Here is a 17125-nt window from a genome sequence, read left to right on the forward strand (position 1 = left end):
TTAAAGAATATTTTCATGGAAAAAAAATACAAGGAATTTTTTGCAACCAGCTGGGCTATTGACAATAAAATAAGTGTCTATGTGCTGGTGTTTATAATATCGGTTTTCGGGATAATGAACTATTACACAATCCCTAAAGAACAGATCCCTGAGATTGTGATCCCTAACATAATTGTTAACTCTGTTTACCCTGGAACTTCGCCTTCCGATATTGAGAATCTTGTTACCAGGCCGCTTGAGAAGAACCTGAAATCAATAAGTGGTGTCAAGAAGATTACCTCGCGATCAGTGCAGGATTTTTCCGCAATTATTGTCGAGTTTAATACCGGCATTGAAATTAAGGATGCCAAACAGAAAGTTATGGATGCTGTTGATAAAACCAAAAGGGTTTTGCCAAATGATCCCTCTTTCATGGAGCCATCTGTAATGGAGATTGACCTCTCTGAGCTTCCGATTCAGTATATAAACCTTTCCGGTGATATGCCGCTTGACAGACTGAAGCAATATGCTGACGACCTGCAGGATCGTATTGAAGGTCTGAAAGAGATTACCCGTGTTGAGATAGGAGGAGCCCTCGATCGTGAAATACAGATAGATATCGATATGTATAAGATGAAAGCTGCAAGTCTCACGTTCAGGGATGTGGAACAGGCAGTAAGTCTGAATAACATGACCGTTTCGGGAGGAAATGTTGATCTGCAGGGGATGAGCCGTTCAATACGTGTTGTTGGTGAAGTAAAAAATGTTGATGAATTGCGCAATATTGTTATTAACACATCAAGCGGTGCTCAAATAAAACTGATGGATATTGCTCATGTGGTTGACGGTTTTAAAAAAGCCGAGAATTACGCCCGCTATGATGGAAAAAACGTTGTTACCCTTAACGTAATTAAAAAGAGCGGTCAGAATCTTCTCGATGCTGCAGATCAGATACAGGTGATTATAGCAGATATGCAGAAGACTAAATTCCCTTCAAATCTGATTGTTGAGGTTACCGGCGATACTTCCCGTTATACCAGGAATACGGTTAATGAGCTTAACAATACAATCATAATCGGATTTATTCTTGTTACAATTGTTCTGATGTTCTTCATGGGACTTGTGAATGCCATCTTTGTCGGTTTTTCTATTCCGTTATCAATGGCAATAGCATATATATTCCTGCCCTGGATAGGATTCACTATGAACATGCTGGTTATGTTCGCCTTTATCTTTGCGCTGGGAATTGTAGTGGACGACGCAATTGTTGTCATTGAAAACACGCACAGGATCCATAAGAAGACAAAAATGGATATATCCCATTCGGCAAAGGCAGCTGCAGGGGAGGTATTTGTCCCTATTTTATCGGGGACACTCACTACGCTTGCTCCATTTTTCCCTCTGGCATTCTGGCCCGGGGTTGTAGGCAGTTTCATGGTATTCATACCTGTCACTCTTATCATAACACTGTTTGCCTCACTTATAGTCGCTTATATTTTTAATCCGGTTTTTGCTGTCGATTTTATGAAACACGATGAAGAAGACAGACCGGTAGCATTATCAAAATTGTATAAAATCACCGCCGTTATTGCAGCAGCAGCTATCCCGTTCTATTTTCTGAAATTGCCGGGTGTTGCGAACTTTCTCGTCTTTATCGCGATATCGTTCATGCTTCATAATCTGTTCGGCTATAAGGTTTTGCGCAAATTCCAGACTAAGGTTATTCCTTCAATGATGAGGCTTTACGAAAGAACACTTGTTTGGGTGTTAAAAGGAAGAAGACCTGTTTTTATCCTGTGGGGTATGATTGGCTTATTCGCTTTTACTTTGGTTCTGAACAATATCGTAAAAACAAAAGTTGTATTCTTTCCTGACAATGAGCCAAATACGATAAACACCTTCGTTAAAATGCCTGTCGGTACCGATATTACTGTTACCGACTCAGTCGCAAGGGTTGTTGAAAACAGAATAATGAGCGTTCTCGGAGAAAATAATCCGATAGTTGAATCAGTGGTTACAAATGTAGCATTTCTTGCCTCGGATAATAACTTTGATAACTCAAGCAAATCTTCAAACCTGGCCAAAATAGCAGTTAACTTTGTTGAATTCGCCAACAGAAAAGGTGAGAGCACCGGTGCCTATATGAACAGGATGCGGTCGGCCCTCAAAGATATCGCCGGAGCAGAAATTGTTGTCGACAAGACAAAAATGGGTCCGCCAACCGGGAAACCGATCAATATTGAGATCTCAGGAGAGGATCTGAAACAGCTGGCATCAACTTCTGACAGGTTCAGAAGATTTGTAGATTCATTACAGATAGGCGGAATTGAAGAACTCAAATCTGACTTTGCTACAACAAAACCTGAACTTATTATAAATCTCGACCGTGAAAGAGCCAACTTTGAAGGAATAAGTGCTGCAGTTGTTGGTGATGCAATCCGCACAGGTCAACTTGGTAAGGAAATATCAAAATACAGGGAAGGAGAAAATCAATATCCTATTATGCTTCGTTTTGAAGAGAATCAGCGCAAGGATATTGAGCAGCTTCTGAATCTTACAATAACATACCGTGATATGAACTCAGGCTTATTGAGGCAGATTCCTCTGTCGGTTGTTGCAAATATAGATTACGTTAACAGCTATGGCCAGATAAACAGGCTTAACCTGAAAAGGGTTATTACAGTCTCTTCCAATGTTATTGAAGGGTATAACGCAAATGAGATTAATGCCCGTTTGAGAAAGCTGATACCTCAGTTCCCGAAATCATCTGAAGTTGATATACGTATAACCGGCGAGCAGGAAGATCAGAAAGAATCAATGATATTCCTTTCAAAAGCTATGATTCTGTCACTCTTCCTTATCATGTTTATTCTTATCACCCAGTTTAATTCAATGTCGAAGACCCTCATAATAATTTCAGAGGTGATCTTCAGCCTTATTGGAGTACTCCTTGGATATATGATATTCGGCATGACAATCTCAATTATTATGACTGGTATGGGTATCATTGCACTGGCAGGAATAGTTGTGAGGAACGGAATACTGCTGGTGGAGTTTACAGATGTCCTGAAAGCAGATGGTATGAAAACACGAAAAGCAATCATTGAAGCCGGGAAAACACGTATTACTCCTGTGATACTCACAGCTACGGCTGCGATCCTCGGACTTATACCACTTGCAATCGGAATGAATATTAACTTCGGAACTCTCTTTTCAGAATTAAACCCTCACCTGCATTTTGGCGGTGATAATGTAATGTTCTTTGGACCATTATCATGGACGATAATCTTCGGATTAAGTTTCGCGACATTTTTAACACTGATTCTTATTCCGGTGATGTATTTTGTAATTTATTCAAGGAATATCAGACGGCAGCGTCGAAAATCCAATTATATTAGAGCCATTAATTAAATTATTAATCTTAACTGCTCTTACCATGGAAAACAGTTCCCGTCGCGATTTTGTGAAGAAATCCCTGTTAACAGGTGCAGGTCTTATCATCCTGCCTCAGATTATAAGGAACAATGCTTATGCTGCTTCACCAAATAAATTAATTCAGTTTGCACAGATCGGCTGCGGTCGTCAGGGTTCTGTCGATTATGCCGGAACAATGAGGCACACTGATCTTTGCCGTATTGTTGCTGTATGCGACCTTGACTCCAAAAGGGTTGACATAGCAAAAAATAAAATTGAAACTTTCTATAAGGAAAAGGGAGAAACCAATGTAAGTATCAAAACTTACCACGATTTCCAGGAGGTTCTGGCAAATCCCGATATAGATGCAGTTATTGTAAGTGTTCCTGATCACCAGCATGCACTCGTTGCTGTACAGGCTGTTCTGGCAGGTAAAGATGTTTATTGCCAGAAACCTCTCACATATGCAATATCTGAAGCAATTGCACTTCGTACCGCTGTCAGGGCAAAGAAAAGAATTTTGCAGACAGGAAGTCAGCAGCGTTCAGAGAAGCCATGGAACACTTTTCGCATCGCCAGTGAAGCAGTCCGTAATGGCCGCATAGGAAAAGTACATACAGTTAGTATTGGTATAGGAATAGACAGAATAAAGGGAGTTAAACCTGCTCCTCAGACTCCTCCGTCAACTTTTGATTATGAACGTTGGCTGGGCCCGGTATCTGATCAGCCTTATATGGAACTTAGATGTCACCCGCAGGATAGTATCGATGGCAGACCAGGATGGATAACAACCGAGGATTTTGGTCTTGGTATGATAACCAACTGGGGAGCTCACCATATGGATATTGCTCAATGGGCACTCGGAATGGAACTTAGCGGTCCTCAGACAGTTGAGGCAAAGGCGGAATTCATGAAGGATGATGTATGGACAGTTCATACAACTTATCATGCCGAGATGATGTATCCTGGAAACATTAAGGTTATCCTCGATAATAAATTCACTAACGGTATTTTATTTGAAGGAAGTGAAGGAACTGTATTCTGTGCAAGGGGTAGTGAAAGAGTTACTGCAAGCGATCCGGTTTCAACTGTTGACAAAAAAGGTCCGCTCTGGGCCAGCAATGATAAGATCCTTTATCCGAGAGTAGGACCTGAGGGTAAAGTATGGATGCCAAGTCCTGATCATTACCGCAACTGGCTCGAAAGTATAATCAGCAGACAGGATCCTATTGCTCCAGTAGATCAGTCATGCCGCAGTCTCGAAGCCTGCGCTGTTGCCTGGATAGGTATGAAGCTTGGCCGTAAGCTTACCTGGGATGCTAAGAAAGAGATGTTTAAAGGCGATAAGGAAGCAAATGCAATGCTTTCACGCAAAGCCCGCAAACCGGAATATGACCTGGCTTTAATTATGAAAAAAGCCAAACTATAATAACCTTTTCTCTTGCTCGGCGAAGTCTCCTGACTTCGTCGTAAAGTACACTGCAGTCTCCAAACTTCACTTTATCAAAAGCGAAGTCTGGAGACTTCGCTTAGCAAAAGTTTTTTCTTGACCGCACGACCGCAAGACTGCACGACCTTATCTTTGTATCTCCTTAATCGTAATCCCCAGCTCTTTTTCTATCTTCCTTAGCCCCTCATGCTCCCTTTGTGTGATCATAGTTAAAGAAAATCCCTTATTCCCTGCCCTTCCCGTTCTTCCGCTTCGGTGAGTATAATATTCTGTTTTTTCGGGCAGCTGGTAATGAACCACAAAAGCAAGTTCTTTTACATCAATACCTCTTGCTGCAAGGTCGGTGGCTATAAGGATCTGTAATTTGCCGTTTTTAAACGCTCTCATAACCTTATCGCGGTCTTTCTGGTACATGTCTCCCTCCAGGGCATCAACATTCACCTTCTTGGCCTGGAGCCTCTTTGTTACGGTCTGCGCTTCAACCTTTGTCCTGCAGAATACCAATCCTCTTCCAGCACCCTGCGATTTAAGGAACTGAAAAAGTACTTCAGGCTTGTCCAGACGGGAACAGATCAGAAATTTGTGCTCGATATCCCTGTTTACAATATTGTTCTTGTTTACTTCAACCCGCATAGCCTGCGGCGACATGTAGCTTGAAATGATTTTCTTGATTTCATCGGGCATTGTTGCTGAGAACAGCCATGTATGTCTCTTACCTGCAGTAGATTTCAGAATTGTATCAAGCTCTTTCTTGAATCCCATGCTAAGCATCTCATCAGCTTCGTCGAGAACGACTGTCCTGATAAATGAGAGATCAATCGCTTTTCGTTCAAGCAGATCAACAAGACGGCCTGGTGTGGCTACTACAATATGTGTCGGACGTCTGAGTGAGCGAACCTGTTCGTCAATGTTTGCTCCTCCGTAGACAGACTCTATAAAGATCTTCTTTGGAATATGTTTTGTGAACTTAAAAAGCTGTTTGGCAATCTGTTGTCCGAGTTCGCGTGTGGGTGACAGAATGAGAGCCTGCACATTTGGTTTGTCGGGATTAATTGCCTGCAGAATCGGAAGCCCGAAAGCTGCAGTTTTTCCTGTCCCGGTCTGTGCCTGACCAATAAAATCAGTTCCGTTTTCAATAAGAAATGGAATGGCTTTTTCCTGTATTTCAGTAGGTGTGATAATGTTGATTTCCTCTAATGCCTTGATGAAATTGCGGGAAATGCCTAAATCAGAGAACGTTTTCAAATTATAATTATTAATGCGGTGCAAAGATAGTCTAAAAAGCGGGGCAAAAAAATTGCCGTTTTTAATAGTCCGGTGAATATATTTTTCCGACATTTGATAATATTAAAACAACTTAACCATGAGTAATAAACCTTCGAAAGTAATTACCCGCAGAGGATTTATCGGAACTTCTGCAGCTGCTATGGCCGGACTGACAATTGTCCCGCGCCATGCCGTTTCCGGTTTAGGTCATAAAGCCCCCAGTGATAAGTTAAATGTTGCCGGTGTTGGTATCGGAGGGAGAGGAAGGGGCGTTATTGAGGTGGTTGCCAAAACTGAAAATATTGTTTCTCTGTGCGATGTCGACTGGAGCAATAATGTAAATAAGGTATTTCAGCTGTATCCTTCAGCTCGCAAGCATAAGGACTTCAGACTGATGCTCGATGCTGACAAGGATATTGATGCTGTAATCATAGCCACTCCTGATCATACTCATGCTGTTATCAGTCTTGAGGCGATGCGGCGTGGCAAGCATGTTTATACAGAAAAGCCTCTTACCCATACTGTTAAGGAAGCAAGGATGCTGACTGAAGCTGCAAAACAGTACAAAGTCGCAACCCAGATGGGTAACGGCGGTCAGGCTGCCGATGGTCCACGCCGTCTGCGCGAAATGATCTGGGATGGCGCAATCGGACCGGTGCGTGAAGTGCATGTCTGGACCGACAGGCCAAACAGGGGACTATCAGATACTTACTGGCCACAGGGCGTTAAAAGACCTGCAGATACTCCTCCGGTACCTGAAACCCTCGACTGGGATCTGTTTATCGGTCCTGCTCCAATGAGACCCTATCATCCTTCATATCACCCGTTTAACTGGCGTGGCTGGTGGGACTTTGGTACCGGGGCTCTTGGCGATATTGGCTGCCACTCACTTGATCCTGTTTTCAGAGCATTGAAACTTAAATATCCTGTAAGCTTCCAGGGAGTATCAACGCTGGTTAATGAGGAGACCTATCCACTTGGCTCAATGGTTCGGTATGAATTTGCTGCACGTGAAAATATGCCTGCTCTAACTCTTACATGGTATGATGGTGGTCTCAGGCCGCCTCTTATTGCTGAGCTTGAACCGGATATGAAGATGGGTCCGGGAGGAACACTGTTTGTCGGAGATAAAGGCAAAGTACTTGATGATAAGATCGTTCCGAAAGCTTTGCGGGAATCATATAAAAGACCTGATCCGTATATTCCTTCTTCACCCGGACATGAGATGGAATGGATCCTGGCATGCAAGGGCGGGGCACCGGCAGGTTCTAATTTCGAATGGGCGGGACCGCTGACAGAAACAGTCCTGCTTGGTAATATCCCTCTAAGGAAGGAGCTGAGAGAGAAACTGAGCGGACAGGTATTAACTTTCGATCCTGAGAAACTCACAATTCCTAATCTGCCGGAAGCAAATAAATTCCTGCATAAAGAGTACCGGAAAGGCTGGAGTCTTTGAAAGCTGTAACTGTAAAAGAAATCAAGGAAGAATTAAACCTCCGCACCCCGAAAGAGGTGCGGGAGTTGTGTTTTTTTATAAAACCCTCCATGAAGATCTTCAGATTGATTACGAAAAAGAACTTGTGGATCTGACAAAATGATTTTCTTTGTTACAACAATTTAGTAAAATAAAAAAGTTTTTATGAGAAGAATAATATTCTTGTTATCTGTATTGGTAATTACACAGTTGTTCAATCAATTGGACCTTATTGGTCAGGCCAAAACAATTGTTCCTGTAATTATCAATGGTGAAGCACAAAAAATACCCGAATTTGAAAATGCCGCAGATTGGATCAAACATGACCTTTGGGTGGAAACCGAATTTGACTCCGACGGCGATGGTAAACCGGACAGAATGCATGTGGATGTCACACGTCCTAAACAGACAGATAGTGAGGGAATTAAGCTTCCTGTTATATATGAATCAAGTCCTTACTTTGCCGGAACTGCAGGTAACGATAAGGAACTATTCTGGAATGTGCAGCAGGAATTGAATACTCAGCAATCGGGACATATTCACCCTCCTCAGATACAAATAAGGGGAAAACGTCCTGTAATTTCTACATCGCAGCTTAAATGGATCCCTTATGGATTTATAGTGGTTCATTCCTCTGCTCCCGGAACAGGATTATCGCAGGGGTGTCCGACAATCGGAACGGATATTGAACGTCTGGCGCCTAAGGCAGTTATCGACTGGCTGAATGGCCGCGCAAAAGGTTATTCCACTGCCGATAGCACTGAAGAGGTTAAGGCTTACTGGACAACCGGTAAAGTCGGGATGACAGGTACTTCTTATAACGGCACAATTCCGTTTGCAGCTGCAACTACCGGAGTTGAAGGTCTTGAGGCGATTATTCCGGTTTCTCCGAATAATTCATACTATCATTATTACAGATCCAATGGTCTGGTACGCAGTCCTGGAGGATACCTCGGGGAGGATGTTGATGTTCTCTATGATTTTGTCCACTCCAATCCGGATAATTGTGCTTACTGCGACAGTGTTGTAAGAGATGGTGAAATGGCAAATGGACAGGATCGTGTAAAAGGCGATTACAACGACTTTTGGGAAAAGCGCGATCTGATGAACGATATAGGGGCATTTAAAGCAGCCATACTTATGGCTCATGGATTCAACGACTGGAATGTTATGCCGAGCCACAGTACACGTTTTATTAAAGTTCTGGAGGAGAAGGGAGTACCTGTTCAGGTGTACCTGCACCAGGGAGGACATGGTGGCGAACCACCTTTTACAATGATGAACAGATGGTTTACCCGCTACCTGTTCGGCGTGGAAAACGGCGTGGAAAATGATCCCAAAGCATTCATTGTCAGGGAGAATGACAACAGGTTAAAACCAACACCTTATGCAGCTTATCCGAATCCTGATGCTTCTCCGGTTGAGTTTTATCTTTCATCCGGAGCCCCTGGTTATGGTAAACTCGGATTGAAAAAGACAAAGAAGCAGGGTAAGGAGACTCTTGTTGATGATTTCTCCAAAAGCGGAAGCGATCTGGCACAATCAAAGAATTCAGAGAACAGACTTCTGTTTCTTACTCCGGTATTGAAGGAGCCACTTCATATCTCAGGTACAACCACAATAAAAATCAGGGCTTCAAGCGATAAGCCGGCCGTCAACCTCTCAGTCTGGATGGTACAGCTTCCATGGAATGGTGAGAAGAATGCAAAGATCACTGATAATATTATTACCAGGGGATGGGCAGATCTTCAGAATCACAAATCATTGACTGAGAGTGAACCGCTGGTTCCGGGTAAGTTTTATGACATGACCTTCGAACTCGAGCCCGACGACCAGATAATACCGGCAGGGAAACAGATTGTTTTAATGATCTTCTCCAGTGACAAGGAATTTACACTTCATCCGCAACCGGGCACAAAACTTACTGTCGATATTGATAAAACTTCAATTACAATACCTGTAGTTGGTGGAGCCTCAAAGATATTATTTTGAGGGGGAGAGGGCAGAGCAGTCAACTTTAGCTTTGGTGTTGAATGAGAATCAGAATATAAAAGTTTCCCCTCCTTTTGAAGGAGGGGTGGTCGGGATGATTGATTATCTTATATATACAGTATTTTATTTCCCGACCGGGGTGGTTGATTCTCTGATTTCTTCTTACTTTTTTAGTACGAAAAACCAACACATCCTTAACATGAAAATTATAAAATCCTTTAGATCACTTAGGAACAAGTTCACTTCTGAAATCAACCACCCCGGCCGGTATCAGCATTTATATCGTAATTAAAAAGTGGTCCGGCCACCCCTCCTTCAAAAGGAGGGGAAACTTCTACGACACATATTCAATACTTCCCCTGGTTAGGCATAAGCAAAACTTTCCCCGCAGACATATTCTTCAGGTATGTGTCGACAGCCTCTTGCGCTCTTATGAGCGGAAATCTGCCCTGTATTTTGATTGTCAGATCGCCGCTCATCAGACTTCCTACTTTACGGAGGTTCTTCATATTCTTAATCATTCCATTTTCACCAGCCCGTCTTCCAAGAAAGAATCCGGATACTGTTATGTTATTGTCTATCAGGCTTCTTGGATTAACATTTATATGTTCTGCACCTGTAAGGTTCCCATAAATATATACTGCACTCTTTGGCGGAAGCACTTTTATCATTTCCGGCAGTTCTTTTCCGCAGACTGAATCAAACATAAGAGTGGCATGAAGCTCATTCGACAGATTTCCAAGGGTTTCAATGAATGATGGATCTGAAGTATTTAAGACATATTTTGAGCCCTTCTTTATAAGTGTCGCAACGTGTTCACTGTTTCTAACCAGATTAATAACAGGTATTCCTTTCTTAGCTGCAAGCAGCTCCACCATCCGTCCAAGCGCACTGGCCGCAGCATTGTTTATAATAGCCCTGTGCTTTCCGGCTTCAGCAATCTCCATAAAGGCAATTGCAGTAAGCGGATTGACAAGTGTCATCGATCCCTGTTCGAAGCTTACTTTATTTTTCAACGGAAAACACATTGCTGCAGAGGTTAACATATATTCAGCCCAGGTTCCTCTGATACCATGATGAGTACAGGCAACTCTTTTCCCAAACCATAACCGTGGCAACAGACCTTTACCTGCAGCTACAACCGTACCGCTTCCTTCGAGTCCCGGAATAAATATATCGAGATCAGTATCCATATTTCTGACCCTTGCAAGATCAGAAGGATTGATCGGGGCCGCAGCTATCTTTACAAGGACTTCACCCGGTCCGGGTTTTGGAATCTCAACTTCCCTGACAACCAAGGGACCTCCCTGTTTCTCAGTAAAAACAGCTATCATTTTCTCCGGATACTCTCTCTTATCTGACATCTTTTTCAGTTTCTTTAAAAATAGTTCATTTTGTAAAATATCCGTGCACCCTGAGGATAAAGATCTGATATTTTACTGTTTAAGTTTTTCAATTATGAGTTCCCCGAGCCTGTTACCCTGTGCTGCACTCGTGTCTGCAGTGAATCTGTAATGAATTCCACCGTATACCCTGCTTATCGAAGCTTCTGCAGCTGCTTCATTAAATGAATTGAAATGACGTTCCATTCCGATATACTTCAGATCGCTGGTATCCTGAAATTCAAAATTCTCACCAAAGAGTGAAGTAAGCACTGTTGCAGAACAGGCAGATATATTGCTGTGTCCGCTGGTATATTCCGGAAAGGGAGGAGTTTGCAGAAATGGCAGCCATAATGGATCGAAAGATTCATTTATTGCTGTCACTGGTCTGATATAGCTGCTACGGTATTTCTCATCCCAGCACGATATAAAGGATTCATATAATGCCAGGGAAGTGTAGGCATATGCCTTTGCCGTCATTACCTCATCGGCATCTGCTTTCTTTGAGGCGATTGCACAGATTCCCATCCAGTGACCTCCCGGTGTTATTTTTTTATTGCCGAACATCATGTGACCGGAATGTTCAATTACAAAAGGGTTATCATCCCAGAAACGTGCAATATCCATCTGTTCCTGTGTAATATTTTTATTAATGTCATATACTTCTTTAAGAGCTTTGTAAAAAAATGCTGTAGTATCCATATCAAATGTGGGAGGAGGTGATGGCTTAAGCATTGAAGCTGAATCCATTACTAGTGGTTTCATAGTGTTCCAGCACCACTCGATCCCATCGAGATAATCAGGTGGGGTTGGCCGCCATTTTCCCTTTTCGTTGCTGCCAAGATATTTGGCTTTTCCTCTTGAAGCCAGGTACCCGTCCATATTGGCTCTTTCCAGGATCACATTTGCCACACTGTCGCCGAACGCTGTGGATCGGTTGTATACTTCCTCATCCAGTGTTTCTTTAAAACCATTGTATATTGATTCTTCATAACTTATTAATGAATCAACAGAGAAGACTTTCACATTTCTTACAACATTAAAGAATGCTGTCGTAGCCGCCAGAGTGAAGTTATAGCTCTTTCCCTCCTCAGGAACTGGCATTGCCCCGAACCCGTTGAGTTTTGCTGTAATTGAAGGCGCTCCGGGCTTGTTAAACCTGATGGCTTCATACGATGCAAGCGATGTATAAACATATAGCCTGCTTGCAACAGGCGGAGTAAAAACATCATAAATTATTATCTGCGTGAGCTTATCCTGATTCTGATGGAGTATTTCAGTATCAGATAACAGAACAGTTTTCTTCTGACTGCAGCCACTTATCACAAAAAGTGATACTACAATAATTGTAAAGAGTTTAATTTTTTCCATCGAATATATTGTACTTAATATTTTTCTCCTTTCTCCTTTCTCTACGCTTTACGCTCTACGCTTTTTAACCTCAGAGTCCCAATTCCGTGTCCCTCATTGCGAGGAGGAACGACGAAGCAACCCCTTTGAATTAGTTATCGTCACCTCCTTAACCCCTCTCCCTACCTTTAAGAACCTGGCTGATTGTGATAAAAACGAATTTCCATAATAGAATTCCTGTCTCTGAACCTTCCCGTCTTTATATCTTATTTCAGCACTTATATCATCATCTCTAAGCGGAAAAATGTCAGTTTCAGCATTTAGTTCAAATATTTTAACCGGACCGCGGTTCTGTGAGGCAGCCACAAGGTAATTTCCTTTGGCACCTCTGAGTTTAACCAGTGCTTTCCCGTTACCGGGAACGTAGACTCCGCTTTCAGAAATTGAGAGAGGAGTAAATTCTCCGTTACCGTTACCTTTTAGAAATAATCCGCTTAACGCATCATATCTGCCTGTGAGTACATCGGTGCTGTAATCATTTGTGTTAATGAGGAGATCAATATTACCGTCTTCATCAAAATCATCTGCAACCATACCATTGACAGCTGATAACTGTGCTTCAGCAGGCAGGTTAATTACACTGAACTTCCCATTCCCATCATTTCTGAATAACGATGATCTGAACTCAGTAGCCTTGAGTTTCAAAGCTTCATTAAACTGGTTTTCAGTAAAAAGCTTATCAATTGTTGCTATGGCATATGACTTATAGTTCTGAAAACCTGATCGCATTTTGATCATCTGTTTCACAGCATCATCCCTGCCAAATGCCGGATATGCTTTTTTCGAAGTGTCTGTCTGACTGCTTGTTATATACAGAGCAGGGAATGCATCGTAATTACCATTATTATCAAAGTCGCCGGAAATTATTGAAACCGGGTGTTTCTCAGATGCTCTGTAAAAAGAATTCAAACCAAGGTTCCCAACTACGTAGTCAATATCACTATCGTTGTCAAAGTCACCGGAGGTAATTGAATTCCACCATCCGGAAAGACTTACGGTGCCAGTCTCATTTGTAGCATTTATAAACTTTCCGTCCACATTTTTCAGAAATGTAACAGGCATCCACTCCCCGGCCAGAACAAGATCACTCCATCCGTCATTATTATAATCAGTAAACAGGGCATCACATACCATCCCTAAATCTGACATCATGGGGGCGACTTCTTTTGTAATATCAGTGAACTTAACGGTTCCATTATCAGAGTCATTTCTGAATAAATAGCTCGACACAGGCTTTGGATAGTTCCAGGGATCAACCCTTCCTGAAATAAACAAATCAAGGTCGTTATCCCTGTCAAAATCTGCCGCCCTTACACATGCTTTGCTTGTAAAGTTCTCCGGGAAAACATCATCTCTTTCAGTAAAAATCCCCTTCCCGTTGTTGATATAAAAGTGGTCCTGATAAGCTTTTGAACCAGATTCATTTTCATATCCTCCCGATGAAACATATAGATCCTTATCTCCATCACCATCTGCATCAAATAACAGGATTCCCATATCATCCCACTTCTTTGAAGAAATAATTCCATCATTAAGAAGTTGCCTCTGCGTGAATGTCCCTTCGCTTTTCTGAAGAAACAGCATTGCACTGTTCTTTGCTGATCCACCGGTAACTATATCATCCAGACCATTCCCGTCAATATCTCCCGATGCAAGCGATGGTCCGTATTCCGATAACTTATGCGGCAGCAGTTTCTGGATATTGAAATCGACAAAATCTTCTTCTTTATCATTATGGCTGATCTTAACAGATCCTGTAACATCACTGAACAATGCATTTTCTGACTTCTCCCTGACTGGAACAGAATCATAAATATCTGCATTTTTAATATTGACTTCAATAAGCTGATTTGCAGTAACATTGATTAGTTTCTGGACTTTACCGCTTTGCCATTTAATTATAAGTGAATCAGCAGTTGCCTGATCTCTCAGTCCAAAGTGAGATATTACTGTGGAAGTTGAAATGTAGCCTCTGTAAGGATTGTTTTCCCGGACCTGCATTTTACCATTACCAAAATAAAGATAAATCAGAGCTCCCAGACCATTTCTGTTCAGGGAATCCCCAATGAGTTTAACATGCAGATAATTGCTTTTCAGAGGATCGATATCTGTTGAATTATTCCTGTATAAAGAAGCTTCGTCATTTATATTGTTTATCACAAGGTCAAGATCTCCGTCGTTGTCAAAATCAGCATATGCCGCACCATTTGAGAATGTGGGATCTGATAATCCCCATTCTGCTGACTTATCTGAGAAAGTAAGGTCAGCATTATTTTTATATAGGTAATTGTGGATTTTTACCTCAGGTACCTGTTTCAGGATATCTGCCTTGGGAGTGGTAAGCCAGGCCTTGCTCCGGAACATCCCGAAATCGTGGTCAGTTATATCTTTTGGAAACCCGTTAGCAATGAAAAGATCGTTATATCCGTCGTTATCAGAGTCAAACAGCAATGGAGTCCAGCTCCAGTCTGTAGCTTCCACTCCGGCAAAATATGCTATTTCGCTGAAAACTGGAATATCTGATGAGTCCTGGGCTGATGGGATTGATCCCTGATTAAGCTGCAGTGTGTTCCTGGTATACTGGTAGCTATAACCGTACCTGTCGGAATTCTGGAAGAACTGATAGCTTGAAGGAGGGAGCATCATCTTTTTGCGGTAATTGTCTTCCGGATTCATGTCAAGTGTTATAAAATCAATGAGACCGTCATTATTTATATCACTTGCATCATTACCCATTGCGCTGTTTGATGTATGTCTGAATGCTGAAGCTATACGTTCCGAGAAAGTGCCGTTTCTGTTGTTGATCCAGAGAAGATCATTCATAAGGTAGTCGTTTGAGACATAGATATCTTTCCATCCATCCTGATTGATGTCAGTTATACTAGCCTGATTACCATATCCTTCTGTTTGAATTCCCGCATGCTTTGAGACATTTGTGAATACCGGATGTTTCAGTTTAGCATCCAGGTCATTCCGGTATAATCTGCCTGTACTTGAATTAGATCCGTCCCTGATTACAGGTCTGAAAACAAAGGGTGAATTACGGTCATTTATTTCGTTTACAGTGAGGTAAACATCAAGGTCACCGTCATTGTCATAATCGAAGAAGGCAGCCTGTGTTGTGTGAGAATCATCATCAAGTCCGTACGCAGCCGCCATATCTTTAAAATGCGGTATATTCCTGCTATCTGTACCCTGATTCACATAAAGTATATTTTTTCTCTTCTCCGAATCGTTCCAAATTGTGGATGACACATAAAGATCCTGAAATCCGTCATTGTTGATATCAACTACTGCAACACCCCTGCACCATTTTCCTTCACCGGTTACTCCTGCAGTTTCAGTTACATCCTTAAAAGAAAAGTCACCGTCATTTAAATATAGTTTGCACGACACCAGGTTACCTGTAAAGAAAATATCAGGAAAGCCATCGTTGTTGAAATCACCAATTCCGACACCGCCTCCGTTAAATACATTCCCGTTATCCAGCTGGTTTACTGAGTCATTCTCTATAATCAGGTTATTGAAATGTATTCCGGAATGAGATGAATTGATCTCCTGAAACCTCAAGGGCTTTCTGATACATGAACTAATTGATAGGAATATTGCAAGTACACTAAAGAATTTTAATAAGGGTTTTGTGAAGTTCATCAGGTCTGATGGTTTTATAAAATCAAACAAAAAAAAGTGATTTTGGTTCAGTATTTATAAGATTGATTTTTCTTTTTTTGAGTAACACTAAACGTGCTATCTTTGGGAAGGTTAATAAATGTATCTGTTACACTTAATAATTTTGGAGACAAAAATCATAATATCTCAGATCATTATCCTTGCAATTGTTGTAATTATCGGTGCAATAGCTGCAAAGTTCAGAGTAATTACGCCGGAGTCGAAAGATATGTTGTCGAAGGTGATCTTTAATATTTCTCTTCCTCTTATGCTTTTCACTAATTTTCTTAAATTGGATGTAACTCCTAAATTGCTGACTAATAGTCTTTTAGTGTTGACAATAAGTGGAACAGTAATCCTCTTTATGTTGTTGGCTGGCTGGTTAACTGCAAGAATGTTCAGAATAAAAGGGAGGGAGGCTGCTGTTTTTAAAGCACATTCAATGTTCGGCAATATTATTTTCCTTGGTTTTCCACTGATTTACGCATTATACGGATCTGAAGGACTTCTATATGCGAGCATGTTCCAGCTAATTGCCAATATTATTATGTGGACAATCGGGGTAGTTGTTCTAACATATGGCAATGGAGTTTCGTGGCAAAAAAGTATTCTGAGGGTAATTAATATCAATACTATAGCGACCGTTACCGGATTTCTGTTTTTTATTTTTTCATTGAAACTTCCGGATATAATTGTTACTCCTTTTTCGGCACTGGGTGCTGCGAACACCTGGCTCTGCATGCTATACATAGGAGCGATGCTGGCTTTCTCAAGTGTGGGTGGGTTACTTAGAAAGAAGAGTCTTTATATTATCAGCTTCAACAGGCTGATTTTGATCCCGGCACTGCTAATAGCTGTTTTCGTTTTGTTTGCTTCTGTTTTCGGTCTTGCACCCGATAAGCTTGTCGCGTCTGTGATCATTCTTGAGGTTGCAATGCCCTGTATGGCAAGTGTTGTTATAATGGCAAAAGAGCTTGGTGCCGACGATCAGCTGGCTGTAGGTAATGTATTTGTTTCAACTATTATTAGTATTGTTACCCTGCCATTGGTACTGATGGCAATCAATACCTTCCTGTAGATGTGACCTAA

At 41.7% G+C, this 17125-nt stretch carries 9 protein-coding genes; 5 read left to right on the top strand and 4 right to left on the bottom strand.

What is annotated here, in order from left to right:
- Window positions 1–15: 15 nt before the first annotated feature.
- Window positions 16–3390 carry an efflux RND transporter permease subunit gene (locus IPJ16_09195; protein MBK7627350.1) on the top strand — a complete coding sequence of 1125 codons (3375 nt, stop codon included), beginning with the start codon at window positions 16–18 and terminating at the stop codon, window positions 3388–3390.
- A 25-nt stretch (window positions 3391–3415) separates the two neighbouring features.
- Complete coding sequence (locus IPJ16_09200; protein ID MBK7627351.1) at window positions 3416–4822, top strand: Gfo/Idh/MocA family oxidoreductase; 1407 nt, start codon at window positions 3416–3418, stop codon at window positions 4820–4822.
- A gap of 147 nt (window positions 4823–4969) precedes the next feature.
- On the opposite strand, the gene IPJ16_09205 is transcribed toward IPJ16_09200, so the two are convergent.
- Window positions 4970–6088, bottom strand: coding sequence for a DEAD/DEAH box helicase (locus tag IPJ16_09205; GenBank protein ID MBK7627352.1), 1119 nt, complete (start codon window positions 6086–6088; stop codon window positions 4970–4972).
- 118 nt (window positions 6089–6206) lie between these two features.
- Here IPJ16_09205 and IPJ16_09210 point away from each other — a divergent pair, with 118 nt between their 5' ends.
- Entirely contained in the window at window positions 6207–7565 is a 1359-nt protein-coding gene (locus IPJ16_09210) for a Gfo/Idh/MocA family oxidoreductase (GenBank protein ID MBK7627353.1), read from the top strand.
- A 183-nt stretch (window positions 7566–7748) separates the two neighbouring features.
- Window positions 7749–9575 (top strand): Xaa-Pro dipeptidyl-peptidase, encoded by a 1827-nt coding sequence (locus tag IPJ16_09215; protein ID MBK7627354.1) that lies wholly within the window; start codon window positions 7749–7751, stop codon window positions 9573–9575.
- 347 nt (window positions 9576–9922) lie between these two features.
- Here IPJ16_09215 and IPJ16_09220 read toward each other — a convergent pair whose 3' ends face one another.
- The 3 genes from IPJ16_09220 to IPJ16_09230 all read right to left on the bottom strand — a co-directional run bounded on the left by IPJ16_09220 (window position 9923) and on the right by IPJ16_09230 (window position 16018).
- On the bottom strand, window positions 9923–10939 hold the full coding sequence (locus IPJ16_09220; protein MBK7627355.1) for a zinc-binding dehydrogenase: 1017 nt from the start codon (window positions 10937–10939) through the stop codon (window positions 9923–9925).
- 72 nt (window positions 10940–11011) lie between these two features.
- The gene (locus IPJ16_09225) at window positions 11012–12328 is read right to left on the bottom strand and encodes a vanadium-dependent haloperoxidase (protein ID MBK7627356.1); all 1317 of its coding nucleotides are present in this window, start codon (window positions 12326–12328) and stop codon (window positions 11012–11014) included.
- Window positions 12329–12421: 93 nt separating this feature from the next.
- Window positions 12422–16018, bottom strand: coding sequence for a VCBS repeat-containing protein (locus IPJ16_09230; GenBank protein MBK7627357.1), 3597 nt, complete (start codon window positions 16016–16018; stop codon window positions 12422–12424).
- A gap of 142 nt (window positions 16019–16160) precedes the next feature.
- Between IPJ16_09230 and IPJ16_09235 the strand changes: the two genes are divergently transcribed.
- The gene (locus tag IPJ16_09235; protein ID MBK7627358.1) at window positions 16161–17114 is read left to right on the top strand and encodes an AEC family transporter; all 954 of its coding nucleotides are present in this window, start codon (window positions 16161–16163) and stop codon (window positions 17112–17114) included.
- Window positions 17115–17125: the final 11 nt, after the last annotated feature.

It is taken from the genome of Bacteroidales bacterium, from assembly GCA_016709865.1.
Lineage (GTDB): Bacteria > Bacteroidota > Bacteroidia > Bacteroidales > VadinHA17 > LD21.

Coding starts and splice junctions, on each gene's coding strand:
- IPJ16_09195 (MBK7627350.1), top strand. CDS start 16: ATGGAAAAAAAATACAAGGAATTTTTTGCAACCAGCTGGGCTATTGAC.
- IPJ16_09200 (MBK7627351.1), top strand. CDS start 3,416: ATGGAAAACAGTTCCCGTCGCGATTTTGTGAAGAAATCCCTGTTAACA.
- IPJ16_09210 (MBK7627353.1), top strand. CDS start 6,207: ATGAGTAATAAACCTTCGAAAGTAATTACCCGCAGAGGATTTATCGGA.
- IPJ16_09215 (MBK7627354.1), top strand. CDS start 7,749: ATGAGAAGAATAATATTCTTGTTATCTGTATTGGTAATTACACAGTTG.
- IPJ16_09220 (MBK7627355.1), bottom strand. CDS start 10,939: ATGTCAGATAAGAGAGAGTATCCGGAGAAAATGATAGCTGTTTTTACT.
- IPJ16_09225 (MBK7627356.1), bottom strand. CDS start 12,328: ATGGAAAAAATTAAACTCTTTACAATTATTGTAGTATCACTTTTTGTG.
- IPJ16_09230 (MBK7627357.1), bottom strand. CDS start 16,018: ATGAACTTCACAAAACCCTTATTAAAATTCTTTAGTGTACTTGCAATA.